Genomic DNA, 13,341 nt, shown 5'->3' with positions numbered 1-13,341 from the left:
AATATAAAACTATTAAACGATTACTTTACTCTTTGGAGGAATGTGCTCAATCCGAAGCTCTGCCGCTTCTTTTTTGATTGTGAATATATAAGCGATGAAACCAAAGCTTGCTGCGATAATAAGCATAACGATAGACGGGCCAAAATCCCCGCCTGCAAGGTCTCTCATCCAGCCCATGATATAGCTTGAGAAACCGCCCAATATGTTGGTGAATCCCATAAGACCGGCAGCACGCCCCGCTGTTTCAGGAGTCGAAAATTTAACGATAAACAAATTGCTTAAATGGAAGACCCCGCCCTGAGTTCCCATCGCGAGTCCCATACAAATGCCAGCCAGCACCGGATGTGGTGCAAAGATAGCTGCCGTTAAGAAGACTGCCGTTAAACTGAAGAGAATCGTGGCCAGCAGGCTTGGTCGTCTCGTTTTGTCTGCCAAATATCCGCAGGATAATACAAAGCCCAGAGCAAAAAGCCAGGATAATGAAGTAATCCCTGTCATTGCCTCTCTTGAGAATCCCTTCGCCTCAACGAGATAAGTAGGCAGCCAAATGCTGATTCCGAAAAACAAAAACGATGACATTAACATCCCAAACCAAACGATCCAATAGCGGTAGTCCTGCGCAAAGCTTTTCTTTGGTTTTTCAGTGCCATCAGACTTGCGGATATACGCAAGCTCTTCTTGATCAATGGCATAATGCTCTTCAGGAGTATCCCGCGTAAGAAACCAAAACATAGGAATAACAATAAATAGATTAAAAGCAGCCAGGAAGAAAAACGCAGCTTCCCAATGGAAAGTGGCAAGAACTAAAGTCAAAATAACAGCCCCGCAGGCAGGTCCGAAATAATTGCCCGCAAGCCAGGTAGACTGTGCCCGGCCAAGCTCCCGCTGGTTAAACCAATTGGAAATGAATTTTCCGCAAACCGGAATCATCATTCCTTCACCGAATCCAAGAATGACCCTGCTGATTAAAAACATCTCATAAGATGTTGCCAAACCGCCTGCAATCATAGTCGCAGTCCAAATGAGCAGCCCGAATACAGCTGTTTTCCGAGGACCTGCCTTATCAATAATAAAGCCCCAAAAAATGTTTGAAACCGCATAGGAGATTGTAAAGATAAAAGTTATTAAGCCAATTTTGGCATTTCTGTCTGCCCCAGTAAGCCCCAGATCACTAAGGAAGCCGGGATCCGTTTGAATAACCGAGATTCCCAGTTTATCAATTTGTCCAAAAAACCAGAAAAAGAATATAGGCACTGCAATATACAGCCATCTTTTGTTCCCTTTCAGCATTTGTGATCCCCTTTCAAGATTAATGAAATCGCTTTCAAATGCATTATTCAAACATTATACTTTATAAAAATATCTCTTTTGAGTGGTAGATTTTGCCCTCCCTTCAGTCATTCTATGTTTTATATACAAAACAACGTTTACCACTTAGTAATAGTGTAAAGTTTTTCGAAAATTGAGTCAATGATATTTTTAAATTTGTTTTGTTTGCTAAATAGTGTTTTATATACAAAACAAAAAAGCTTGCAGCAGGTGCAAGCTTTTAATCATTCTTTTATTTATAGATGATATCCCATATATCCTGATAACTTTTTCGAAATCTCAAGCACTTTAGGGAGTGCTACTTGTTCAATAAACTCATCATGGAATGTTGTCTCTGTTGCTACAACATTAATCGCCGCCATGATATTGCCAGTTTTATCAAATATAGGTGCCGCTACTGACTGAATCCCATGGTGAAGCTCTCCTTTTGTAATCGAGTATCCATTTCTTCTGATGATTTCAACTTCATTTTGAAAATCTGCCAGGGATGTTTTGGTCCGATCAGTATAAGGCTTCAATTCAGATCCATAAAAAAGCTGCTTCAGCTTTTCCTGTGACTGATAGGCAAGCAGCAATTTTCCATTTGCTGTTGCATGAGCGGGAAGCCTCAATCCGATATTGACATTTATAGCGGATACTCCTCTGACAGGAGCACTGCCAACATACACCACTTCATGCCCATCCAAAATAGATAAATGGCAGGAAGCCCCTGTTTCATCTCTTAATGTTTCCAAATATGGCTGGGCAATTTCAGGAAGTTTTAGCGTACTTAAATAGGAAAAGCCCAATTCTAATACCTGGGGCGTTAAACTATATCTTTTTGAATTTTCGTCCTGGTCAAGATAACCAAGTGATTGGAGAGTATATAATAATCGATACGGAACTGTTCGGCTTACATTCAATTCTTTTGCAATTTCAACCAATGACAGTGTTGGACGGTCTTCATTAAAGAGCTTTAGGATTTCCAGCCCCCGTACCAGGGCATTGGCGTTATATCGCTCTTTCTCCTCTTTAGCCATACAGGTCACCCCCTATTTACTTTTTTACAAAAACCACGTTAGAAACAAGTAATATTTCTCTATGGTTACCTTTCTGCCAGTTCTTCTTTTTTGTATGCCCCTTTAAGGAAATTCAAAATAAGAGCATTAAAATAGTCCGGATCCTCCTGATAGCATAAATGCCCTGTTTTGGGAATGGTTTTCAGAATGGAATTAGGGATATACTGATGGAATATTTCTGATTCGCTTACAGGAGTCACTTTATCCAATGCCCCGCAAATAACAAGGGCAGGAACAGAAATGGAAGGTAAAATATCCATTTGATTTAAATTTGAAAGAGAAAAGGCAACAGAGCGATAACCCATCGGCCTGACCTGGGACATGATCCGTTCTGCCTCCCTCTTTACTTCCGGATTCGGGTTAGGAGCAAGAAGTTCTTTTACTCTTAATTGGGCCAATTCCTTCGGATGCAAAGTATCAATATTATGTAATCGATTCCTCAGCTTTCTTTCGTTTTCCTCATGGCTCTGCCCCGCTGCACCGCGTGTGGGATCGGCTATTATTAGCCTGTTCACCCTGGCAGGATATCGGCTGCAGAAATCCAGAGCAATGGCTGAACCCATTGAATGGCCTAAAAGATTAACCGTTTTATACTGCAAACCGTCAATAAAACCCTTCAACACCTCAGCAAATTGGCTGAACTGTGTAAATTCCACCTTGGGATCTGAACTTTTTCCATAGCCGGGCGCATCCCAGGCAATAACAGTAAATTCCTTACTAAGCCCTTCCAGCTGATTCTTCCAGGATTGTGAATTGTTTCCCAGCCCATGAAGAATAACCAGCGGTTCACCATTTCCTTCTGCTTGATAATGGATAGTTAAATCATTAACATTAATATAGGGCATTTTATTACCTCCACATATGTTTGTTTTGTAAGTAAAACATCGTTTCGGTTACCCTTATCATAAAACAAATTCTGGAATAGTCAACAGAATAATCGAAAAATTTTAGTTGTTAGCTATAGGCATGTTCTAAGACACTAACACAACAGAAAACCCGATCATCTGTGATCGGGTTAGTAACTTTGATAACAGCTTAAAGTGACAATTATTGACCTTGTGCTCCACTTGTCGTGACTTTTCGCACGTGATCTTCCTCGAAGCTGTTTTTTCTGGCTGCCTCTACTTTGTCCTCCAATAATTCCTTTTGGTCAACCTGGCCAGATGGACTATTGTTTTTCTTTGACATGATTACATTACCCCCAAAAATAATATTTTGTTACCCGCTTATTTTGGTTTGTTTTAGTAAAAATAAACATCTATATTTTTTGCATACTGAAGAAATTGCCGGTCAGAAATCCTTTTGTAAACTATAACCTTTCTTAAGTTGACAAACTAGTATGTTAACCATAAAATAAAAACAGTTAACCTATTAATCTGAATTGGAGAGGTATTATGAAAGTTAAAGAGATGACATACGTGGCCTTATTTGCAGCGGTAATGGGAGCACTCGGTCTTGTTCCTCCAATCATGCTGTCCTTTACCCCCGTACCGATTACCCTTCAGACACTCGGTGTCCTTTTGGCCGGCGGTATTTTAGGTGCCCGGCTTGGCGGAATCAGCATGGCCGTATTTTTGCTTCTGGTTGCTGCAGGTGCACCACTATTATCAGGAGGCCGCGGCGGCATCGGTGTATTCTTCGGGCCCAGTGCAGGATATTTGTTTTCCTATCCGCTTACCGCATTTGTTATTGGATATTTACTCTCACGCTTCAAAACGTTAAAATTAATGAATATCATGCTAATCAACCTGACTGCCGGCATATTCCTCATCTATCTATTTGGAATCCCTGTTCAGGCTTTTATGATGGATATACCTCTCGCAGAGGCAATCAAACTTAGCCTGGTCTATATTCCTGGAGATGTATTGAAAGCAACTCTCGCCTCGTTACTGGTCTACCGGCTAATGAAGCATCCCATTATCAATAAACAATTTTCTAAATCTCTGGAGACACTATAAAGTGTCTCCTTTTCGATAAGGAGAGAAGTACCATTGACGAATATTACATCCAATATTAATAAATACGCCGAAAAATCTCCAAACAAATCGGCAATCATTACAAAAAGCCAAACTGTAAGCTATCAAGAGTGGAGCTCTCTTATCAGCAAAACGGCCAACTGGCTTCATTCCTTTTCTGCTCCCAATAAAACTGCCGCAATTATGCTGCCCAATGGAATTCCTTTTCTGCAATTATTCACAGGTGCCTCCATGGCTGGATGGACAGCTGTGCCTTTCGACTTAAAATGGAAGGCCGAAGAACTTAGGGAGCGGATCGAAATTTCCAGTCCTTCCATCGTCATCACAGATAGAGAATCCTATGAACAGATTGACCGCCTGCACACTTCCGTTATTATCTGGGATGATGCCCTGGAGGATATCAGCGGTCAAAGCACTTCATTTTCGATAGACTCGGAGAGCAACCCTCCGTTTTATATGGGGTTTACTTCCGGCACCACGGGAAGCCCTAAAGCATTTATCCGTTCCCATCATTCCTGGAAGGCAAGCTTTGAGGTAAATACTCATGATTTTAACATGAATGAAGAGGAAAATGTCCTCATTCCTGGAGCTCTCATCCACTCTCATTTTTTATATGGAGCAGTAAGTACCCTTTGTACGGGCGGAACGGTTCATTTGCTTGAAAAATTCAGTGCAGCCCAGGTTCTATCATCCATCACGGAGCACCCTATCAGTACCCTTTATACAGTTCCAACCATGGTTTCTGCTATTTTAAGAGAAAAAAGAATCATAGAGAAACCGATTAAGATCTTTTCTTCAGGTGCGAAATGGGATGAAGCATCAAAGCTGGAAATCTGCAAAATATTCCCCCGCCTCTCCATGATCGAATTTTATGGTGCCAGTGAATTGAGTTATGTAACGTTCCTTGCGGATGAAGATATCGATGGATCAGTCGGAAAGCCCTGCCATGGAGTGGAAATTGAAATTAGAGATGCAGACGGCAGGAAGCTGGCTCCATATGAAACTGGAAAAATATTTGTCAGGAGCGAACTCATTTTTGATGGATACTTAATAAATAACACAGTACAGAGCATTCAGGATGAGTATGGCTGGGCCACCGTTGACGATATGGGGTATGTTGATGATAAGGGTTATTTATATATCAGCGGACGGGAAAAGAACATGATCTTATATGGAGCTATTAATATCTTTCCTGAAGAAATTGAGAAAGTGATCAGCTTGCACCCGGATGTTGTGGAGGTTGCTGTAATAGGTCTGGAGGATCCATATTGGGGGCAAATTGCAGCTGCCGTCATAAAAGGCAGCACAACTGCCCTTGAAATGAAACGCCTGTGCAAAGAACATTTAGCTTCATATAAGGTCCCGAGAAGATGGATTTTCACTGAAGAAATGCCATACACAGCAGGAGGAAAAATCGCCCGGGCCCAGCTGAAGGATTCTATCGAAAGAAAGGTGATCAGCCATTAAGAGAGCCGTGATTGTACAAGCAAAAAGAACACCAATTGGAAAAGCAAATGGCATGCTGAAGGACTTCGGGCCACATGAACTGGCTGTCACGCTGTTAAAATATCTGGCTGAAGGCCTGAAGGAAAAAATTGATGATGTCATTTTAGGGAATGTCGTGGGACCTGGCGGCAATATCGCCCGCTTGTCTGTACTGGAAGCTGGACTCCCACTGTCCGTTCCGGGGTTAACTCTGGACAGACAGTGCAGTGCCGGCCTCGAAGCCATTCGGCTCGCATGCCATCTTATCCAGGGCGGTGCGGGTACTTGTTATATAGCTGGAGGTACGGAAAGTGCCAGCACCTCCCCATTTTCTAAAAGAGCGCGTTTCTCACCTGACGATATTGGAGATCCGGATATGGGCGCCGCTGCGGAAAATGTTGCAGATAAATACAGCATATCAAGAGAAGATCAGGATACCTATGCCCTATTAAGCTATGAACGGAGCTGGAAAGCTTTTGAAAATGGAATCCTGGCAGATGAGCTGATTCCTTTTGGAAGCCATACATACGATGAAGAGTTTCTTAAAAAAAGAAAAATGGATAGTCTTTTAAACCGTGCTAAGCCAATATTTAAAAAGTATGGCACTGTAACAGCAGCCAATAGCTGCGGCATACATGACGGTGCATCTGCTGTGCTGGTGATGGAGGAAGAAACCGCCATAAAAAATGGATACAGGCCGATCCTGCGTTTTGCGGATAGTGAAGTATCCGGGGTAAATCCCAACTATCCGGGTATTGCCCCTGTTCCGGCAATCCAGGATATTCTGGTACGAAATTACTTAACCATCGACGATATCGATTTGATCGAAATTAATGAAGCCTTCGCCTCCAAAATAGCGGCCTGCTCCAATGAGGTATCTATTCCATATGAAAAACTGAACGTTAATGGAGGGGCTTTAACAATAGGCCACCCCTATGGAGCTTCCGGCGCTGTAATGGTGACAAAATTATTTTATGAAGTGCAGAGAAGATCTGACTGCAATTATGTACTGGCTGCCATTGGAAGCGGAGGCGGCGTCGGTGTTGCTATTTTGTTTGAAGTGGTGGAATAAAAGCTTGAAGATAGCCTGGAGACGTGTTATTCCAGGTTATTTTTTGGCAGGATATTCATCAGAAACCGACGTAATAGCACAATTTTATCAACTGCTAGCACATTGATAGTCGACAAATATCAACTGATATCACGTGGATAACTCTTTTTGTTACAGCAAATGTGTTTAATCAGCTGCCTTAATCAGCGCATATGCGCCAATAACCGCACCGATGAATTCCAGCCATCCCCCTGCAGCCAGCAGGACTCTTTTTTGAATACTTTCTTCATCTTCTATAAGAATTCCGATAGCATCGAGAACTGCCGCTACTGAAATTAATGAGTAGCCAAGTGCTTCCAGACTGCTGAGAAATTGATTTTCCCCGTATTCAACAGCTTCCGCTTCCAAAGCTGCACCCACGGATTGAATCGTACTTCCCAGTGCATTGAAGCCTGACACAGAAACTGAAGGATTTTGAATTTCGATATTGTTTGCAGCGGTGTTGATGGAGTTTCCGCCTGCCTGTGTAAAGCTCCCGATAATGCCATATAAATCTGTATCTTCATTTCCTTCGGCTAAATGAATTCTTCCAAACCCCTGGAAGCTGTTGCCAACCGCCTGGACTCCATTTCCGTCCCGTATCAATTTTTTGTTGAGATTGTTTTGATCCGGGTCTATGGTTTCACCAACGGCAGAAATAAATGTGCCCACAACTAGCAAATACGCTCCAATTGTTAGTAGCTCATCTCCGTCTAGATACATGCTTACCCCTCTCTACAAAAGTTCTTCATTTAGCCACACAGAAGATTTTGAGTCTGGTTCATTGTTTTCCTCACTGCCCTCAGTATCAGGGTCATGGTTTACCTCGCTGCTCTCAGTATCAGAATCCTGATTTTCGCCCTCAAGCACACCGATTAGGGATAAGACGGAACCGACCGCCTGAATCCAGCTTCCAATGGCAATAATATTATTAGAGCTATCTCCTGGTCCACCACTCTCTTTTTCCCTGAGATTGGCCGTACCTCCAATTGACTGAAGTGAATTTCCTATAGATTGAAGCAGGTTGCCATTTATATTAAAAGCCTGGCCGGGTGCAGTGGGATCTTCCAATTCTTCTCCAAGTGCAGCCGCTCCTCCAAGAGCCTGAAGCCAGTTCCCTGTGATTACTAATTTCTCCTCATTTTCATCCTCCAGATCTAAAGTTAAGCCGGCAATAACAATACTGTTGCCAATTGCCTGTATCTCATTGCCGAGCTTATCAAGTGAAGGTCCTATTTGCCCGTCCGCCTGAAGCGCGTTGCCTGTTCCCTGCAGGGTGTTTCCTACGATATCAAGGCCCTCAAATAATTTATCCATTTTTTCTGACGTTGCGGGTATGGTTGAGACAGCAGAAATGATCGTACCGATGGCAGCTAAAGTGGCTCCGACGACCTCTTTTAGTTGATTGTCCATAACATACTCCTTAGCTGACGTATGATTAATTGTATTCATTCAATTCATAATGGGTGCGGAGTGAAGATGGTGAAGTGGTTTGAGAGTTTGAATAGGGAATTATTTAATTAATGAGGCTTAACTAAATATATAGCTAAGCAAATTTCGAGATTAAAAAGAGCATTTATGCAAATCGGATTCCGCAGTGCCTGTACACTAAGTACAAATTTAGATGTATTTTCTTAATAAGCTCTGTCCATGCATTTTAAATAGAGTTGAGGATTCCGATTTAGATAGATTATTGTGAACATAGTGCGAATTTAAGTTAATTCAATGATTTTTCTGTGCGATTTGACTGAATTCCGTATGTTTAGCTTATTTATGTGTGCCTGTTGCCCCAACTATATGCGCTTAAACTTGATTTCTGTGCGGATAACCATGTTTTATGCGCATAGCCCTAATTTATGTGCGAATAATGAAATTTCTGTGCGCTTAGCTTGATTTCTGTGCGCTCGGCCGAGCTAAGCTATATTTCTAAGTGCCTACACCTATGCAATAAAAAAAGCCGAATTCCATAGCTTTGGAAAAGTCGGCTTCTATTATGTCTAATTTGTTTAGAGTTTGTGCTGCGCTATTATTTAGCAGCACGCCACCCTGAGCTTATACTAAATAAATTTGAAGAAAAAGGCGATTGAAAATGCCGCCTTTCAACTCCTTAATGAAGGTGGAGTAAAGGATTTAAAAGTAAGGGACATCGCAAAGTGCGCTGGGACTTCTCCAGCATCAATCTATAATTATTATGGGAGTAAAGAGAACTTAATTGTAGAAAGTCTGAAATCATTTTATTAGAAAGAATATCAAAAACTAAAACAGCTGGTCGAAAGTGATGATGTGTTTATAAATCAGCTGCATAACTATTTCCTTCAAAAGCCTAAAAACACCAATTTGTTCAGGGAAGATATCATTAAAGAAACTTTAAATGAAAATAGTGAATTAAATAATGTGGTAAAAGAATATCAGGCATTAATTCTCCCCCTTTTTATCCGGTGGATTGAAAAAGGACGCAAACAGGGATATATAAAAGAAAACATTACAAATGATATGGTAATGATTTACTACCAGTTGATGACGAAATCAATCGAGCATCTATTTCGAAATTTACCAGAGGAGCAAGATAAGGAAAAAATATATAAAGGAATTATAGAAATGTTTTTCTATGGTTTTATCGAAGAAAAATGAACATCAGCATTAATAAGGAAATCAGCTTATTTATGTAAAAAATGAATCTAAATCAATTTCGCCATTTATTTAGCTAGTTCCAAATCATAAAATTAATAATACTAAATCATTACTAGTGTTTTACTATGTTAGAAGGTAAAACAGGGACTTTGCATGCGCCTGGAGCTAACATTTATTAAGAAGTAAGGGGTTCAGGCCCCCTGCTGCTAATGATTCATGGTGGAGGCGGAGAAGCTGAGAAATTTCAAAGGGTTGCCGACAATCTTGCTGATAGATACTCTGTTGTTACGTATGACCGCCGCGGGCACTCCCGGAGTATTCTTGAATATCCAGACGAGGACTACAGTATACGCCGGCACAGCGATGATGCTCACCTGCTGATTAGCGAACTGGCAACTGAACCGGCATTCGTATTTGGCAGCAGCTCCGGTGCTGTCATTGCCCTCGATTTATGCATCCATCATCCGCCTTAATACCTCACGAACCAGTTTTAGTTCAGCTATTATCAGGAGATGAACTCGAACAGGCAAAGTGTTTTTTAAAATCTCTGCAAAAAAATCAGCAAAAAGAAATATTAAAATTACTGGCATCATCTGAACTCGATAATAAAGATTCCGAACTTACAAACCGTCTTTTAAGTAATTCAACTTACTTTGCTGAAAAGGAAATTCTAGGAATACTCAACTATACATTAGATAGCCATGCACTTAAGATTGCACTAACCTCTTCGCTGTTTCAGGTACTTCCTGCAGCCGGCAGGGCTTCACGGGAATCTTTCACTTATGGATGCTCGATTTTATTACCTCAACAGCTGGAAACAAACTTCATTGAGTTCCCTGGTCATCATGGGGGTTACAATTCAGAGGTTCATCATGAGTTTGCTGAGAAGCTGCATGATGTTATTTGCCGTAATCGAGGCGAGAATTGAATATCAAAAGATCAACACTCAGCAACAGCATAATCTGAGCGCTGATCTGGATGATTTAATAACAAATCATTGCATATCTATTTACGAGCTTTGGCTGCCTTTTCAAAAATTAATGCTCGCCCTCTGTATAAATTTGAAAGTTCACTCCAAATTTATCAATTACACTGCCATATGAAGGGCTGAAGAATGTTTCCTGAAGAGGCATGGTTACTTGCCCGCCCTGCTGAAGTGCATCAAAAAATTTCTTCGATTTTTCAGGGTCTGATGTAGAAAGGCAGATTGTCACCTGGTTCCCTGTTTGATGATTCTGGCCAGGGAATGTGTCGCTAAACATGAGTTCGTTCTCCCCAACCTTTATTGTGGCATGCATAATGCGGTCCTTGGCTTCTTCCGGAAGAGGATATTCAGGGTTTTCAGGACCTTCCTCAAACGTCTGCTTATACAATACTTCTGCCTCCAGCGCTTCTCTGTAAAATTCAATTGCTTCATTCGCATTTCCGTCCATCACTAAATAAGGTATCACTTTCACTGTCATTCTCATCAGCCCCTAAAATAGTTTTATTTTTCTTAAAACTTACTACAGATTGATTTTACAACAAAGAACACATGTTCGCAATAATTATTTTTAAAAAAACGGTCTACTTTTCTCCCTAAGTTTATATTTTATAGAAATGGTGCTGGAACTTGTACCACATTCTATAGGCAAAGGTGAGATGAGAATGTTTGCGGTCTATTATCTTGATGGGAAAAATGTTTTATTAAATCAGCTTCGCAAAAGTGTTCCACATGAGGGTGAAGAGGTCAGAATCAAGGGGCGCAAAGGAAAAGTAACCAGTGTAATGGCAGTGGAGGAAAGCAAAATTCATGTACAGGTAGAACTTGAAAGTGTAAACAAAGCGAAGCTTGCGGCAGCAGATGATAAAAAGAAGAAAAAGAAAAGATAATAGAAACCCGCAGAAATCTGCGGGTTTCCATGTTAATGCAGGTCTGCTCTAATCTCCTGCATTTTTTTTCTGACCAGGGGATAAAAGTTATTTTTAGCGCTGTCAGTGGAATTCCCGCCGAAGAACATAGTGCCGGGACAGGTTTTAACTGCATGGCCCCGGGAGTTATCCAGGACTCTTTCCCCCGTGTTTATATCCCACCAATGGTGATAGGTGATGCTGTCAATGGATGGCGTCAGGCCATATTTCAGCATGAGTAGAGCTGTGACGGTCACAATCGTTTCTTTCTGTTCAGCCGTCATTTGATCAGAGTCAAAATCGCCAATATTTTCGATTGCTATGACATCCGCTTCTATCCTGTGCATTATCTCTTTATTCTTCAGGCCGAAGGAGCCCTCTGGTGCTAAATCAAATGGCCGTCCGACAGCCACCGTTCCATCCGGGAATGTGGTCAGCTGCTGGCTGATCATCTTCCACTTCATTCCGCTGACATGATACTCCTCCATCCCCTTCATAATCGCAAAATGATTCTTGCCATTGAACTGCTTGTAGGATGGCCTGTAGGTGTGATGCTGCTGAACCTGGGCCACTTTTCGTTTGAATTTGTGATTGAAAATCCATTCCTGGAATTCCTCTCTTGTCATAAGGACAAACTTGCCATCCATAGCCATTTTCTCAGGTGCAATTTTTATCTTTTGCCCCGCATGTAACGCATCGGAGGACAGTCCATTTGTTTCCCTGATAATCTGTATACTTGAATCATATTTATCCGCCAGCCCCCAGAGTGTATCTCCTGGAGCCACGTTATGAAAGATTGGGACACGCAGTTTTTGCCCAGCAATTAGTCTGTCTGACTGCAGGCCGTTATATCGTTTTATGTCCCCTTCTGCTGATCCATATTTTTTAGCGATGATTTTCAGGGTATCCCCCTTCTTTACTTCATAGATATGGCTCGGGCTGTTTTCGGCATGTGCAGTGCTCCCAATTATTTGACAGAATACTGCGAGACTGAGGAAAAAAATCATGCATTTTTTCATACTGAATGTCCTTTCCATCCGGTTTTTAATATTTTTGTATAACGAATGAAAATTATCCTCTCTTTTTGGCATGATAATGAAAACCGCAGGGTATTTTCTATAGCAGGTAAAAACGAAAGGTGTGTATCAGCATGAATAATTTCTTCTCAGAGATCTGTGTGCCCATTCAGACTCCATTTGGATTTAAACCGGCTGAACAAGAACCATTTGATTTTACGTTCGACCGGAAAGACGTCTTTATCGACTGCCAGATCGAAAAGGATGGGCAGGTATATGACATCAGCCAGGATGACAATGGCCAGTGGTATTTATTCAAGTCATTTGGATGTGATTCTCTTGATGAACTTAAGCTTTCCAGGCAGATTTTCAGACCGCCCTATTTACATAACGAGAATTTGCCTCTAGTGGATTTAATGGAGGGAGCTGATATTCATCCTCTTTATGAAGGCCATGACAAAGCCTACGGCCATGCACTGGCTCTTACTGATAATCTCTCATCTGTTCCCGCTTTCCGGCAGGCAAGACTGGCAAATTATGATGGCTCTGATGACCCCACCATTATAAAAAGAATTCATTATATCCAAAACGAATACAAAGAAGAAAGCACCCGGTTTATTTCCGGCTTTGAAACACGTTCTTTTGCAACGCTTACAGAGAATGAATATTATGCACGAGAAATTCACCTGCCGAAAAATGCACGAACCTATTTGAAGCTTTTTGTTTACTTTTCCAGATATGGCAGACTTCCTTCACAGCAGATGATGCCGCGTTTCCTGGCCAATTTATGGGCTTCTGCACAGACCTTGAATACTTCAGCCAATTCTGCCCTCTATAAAATGGAAGAAATAGAAGCACAATAGGGC

Annotated in this window: 14 protein-coding genes and 2 pseudogenes; 8 read left to right on the top strand and 8 right to left on the bottom strand. The window is 41.5% G+C overall.

What is annotated here, in order from left to right; genetic code table 11:
- Positions 1–12 precede the first annotated feature (12 nt).
- The 4 genes from NSQ49_RS24685 to NSQ49_RS24670 all read right to left on the bottom strand — a co-directional run bounded on the left by NSQ49_RS24685 (position 13) and on the right by NSQ49_RS24670 (position 3,575).
- A complete protein-coding gene (locus tag NSQ49_RS24685) occupies positions 13–1,290 on the bottom strand; it encodes an MFS transporter (RefSeq protein WP_251284253.1) in 1,278 nt (425 codons plus the stop codon).
- A 275-nt stretch (positions 1,291–1,565) separates the two neighbouring features.
- Positions 1,566–2,348, bottom strand: a complete 783-nt coding sequence (locus NSQ49_RS24680) for an IclR family transcriptional regulator (protein ID WP_159867591.1) — start codon at positions 2,346–2,348, stop codon at positions 1,566–1,568.
- Positions 2,349–2,413: 65 nt separating this feature from the next.
- Positions 2,414–3,232, bottom strand: coding sequence for an alpha/beta fold hydrolase (locus NSQ49_RS24675; protein WP_159867588.1), 819 nt, complete (start codon positions 3,230–3,232; stop codon positions 2,414–2,416).
- A 202-nt stretch (positions 3,233–3,434) separates the two neighbouring features.
- Entirely contained in the window at positions 3,435–3,575 is a 141-nt protein-coding gene (locus NSQ49_RS24670; RefSeq protein WP_201306571.1) for a hypothetical protein, read from the bottom strand.
- A 206-nt stretch (positions 3,576–3,781) separates the two neighbouring features.
- Between NSQ49_RS24670 and NSQ49_RS24665 the strand changes: the two genes are divergently transcribed.
- From NSQ49_RS24665 to NSQ49_RS24655, 3 genes are read left to right on the top strand one after another with little or no spacing between them, the layout of a single operon-like run.
- Positions 3,782–4,345 (top strand): biotin transporter BioY, encoded by a 564-nt coding sequence (locus NSQ49_RS24665; RefSeq protein WP_159867585.1) that lies wholly within the window; start codon positions 3,782–3,784, stop codon positions 4,343–4,345.
- Positions 4,346–4,378: 33 nt separating this feature from the next.
- Complete coding sequence (locus NSQ49_RS24660) at positions 4,379–5,830, top strand: AMP-binding protein (protein ID WP_251284252.1); 1,452 nt, start codon at positions 4,379–4,381, stop codon at positions 5,828–5,830.
- The gene (locus tag NSQ49_RS24655; RefSeq protein ID WP_251284278.1) at positions 5,826–6,920 is read left to right on the top strand and encodes an acetyl-CoA C-acyltransferase; all 1,095 of its coding nucleotides are present in this window, start codon (positions 5,826–5,828) and stop codon (positions 6,918–6,920) included. Before NSQ49_RS24660 ends, NSQ49_RS24655 begins: the two co-directional genes overlap by 5 nt.
- A gap of 165 nt (positions 6,921–7,085) precedes the next feature.
- Here NSQ49_RS24655 and NSQ49_RS24650 read toward each other — a convergent pair whose 3' ends face one another.
- Positions 7,086–7,661 (bottom strand): DUF6944 family repetitive protein, encoded by a 576-nt coding sequence (locus NSQ49_RS24650; protein WP_251284251.1) that lies wholly within the window; start codon positions 7,659–7,661, stop codon positions 7,086–7,088.
- Positions 7,662–7,766: 105 nt separating this feature from the next.
- Positions 7,767–8,351, bottom strand: a pseudogene (locus NSQ49_RS24645) (DUF6944 family repetitive protein); the annotation flags it as partial.
- A gap of 654 nt (positions 8,352–9,005) precedes the next feature.
- Here NSQ49_RS24645 and NSQ49_RS26770 point away from each other — a divergent pair.
- The 3 genes and pseudogenes from NSQ49_RS26770 (at position 9,006) to NSQ49_RS24635 (ending at position 10,497) form a co-directional block, all read left to right on the top strand.
- Positions 9,006–9,179: a TetR/AcrR family transcriptional regulator gene (locus tag NSQ49_RS26770; RefSeq protein ID WP_159867570.1), complete on the top strand. Its 174-nt coding sequence runs from the start codon at positions 9,006–9,008 to the stop codon at positions 9,177–9,179.
- 42 nt (positions 9,180–9,221) lie between these two features.
- Positions 9,222–9,569, top strand: a complete 348-nt coding sequence (locus NSQ49_RS24640; RefSeq protein WP_159867568.1) for a hypothetical protein — start codon at positions 9,222–9,224, stop codon at positions 9,567–9,569.
- 125 nt (positions 9,570–9,694) lie between these two features.
- Positions 9,695–10,497, top strand: a pseudogene (locus tag NSQ49_RS24635) (alpha/beta fold hydrolase).
- A gap of 109 nt (positions 10,498–10,606) precedes the next feature.
- On the opposite strand, the gene NSQ49_RS24630 reads toward NSQ49_RS24635, so the two are convergent.
- Complete coding sequence (locus tag NSQ49_RS24630; RefSeq protein ID WP_159867566.1) at positions 10,607–11,032, bottom strand: VOC family protein; 426 nt, start codon at positions 11,030–11,032, stop codon at positions 10,607–10,609.
- A gap of 184 nt (positions 11,033–11,216) precedes the next feature.
- Between NSQ49_RS24630 and NSQ49_RS24625 the strand changes: the two genes are divergently transcribed.
- Positions 11,217–11,441 (top strand): hypothetical protein, encoded by a 225-nt coding sequence (locus tag NSQ49_RS24625; RefSeq protein WP_159867563.1) that lies wholly within the window; start codon positions 11,217–11,219, stop codon positions 11,439–11,441.
- A gap of 32 nt (positions 11,442–11,473) precedes the next feature.
- On the opposite strand, the gene NSQ49_RS24620 is transcribed toward NSQ49_RS24625, so the two are convergent.
- Positions 11,474–12,355: a LysM peptidoglycan-binding domain-containing protein gene (locus NSQ49_RS24620; RefSeq protein ID WP_445662640.1), complete on the bottom strand. Its 882-nt coding sequence runs from the start codon at positions 12,353–12,355 to the stop codon at positions 11,474–11,476.
- Positions 12,356–12,609: 254 nt separating this feature from the next.
- Here NSQ49_RS24620 and NSQ49_RS24615 point away from each other — a divergent pair, with 254 nt between their 5' ends.
- Entirely contained in the window at positions 12,610–13,338 is a 729-nt protein-coding gene (locus NSQ49_RS24615) for a hypothetical protein (RefSeq protein WP_201306569.1), read from the top strand.
- Positions 13,339–13,341 lie beyond the last annotated feature (3 nt).

Source organism: Cytobacillus sp. FSL R5-0377 (genome assembly GCF_038004385.1).
Classification (GTDB): domain Bacteria; phylum Bacillota; class Bacilli; order Bacillales; family Cytobacillaceae; genus Cytobacillus.
The sequence above is the reverse complement of the archived record's forward strand: the minus strand, read 5'-3'. Positions and strand labels throughout refer to the sequence as shown.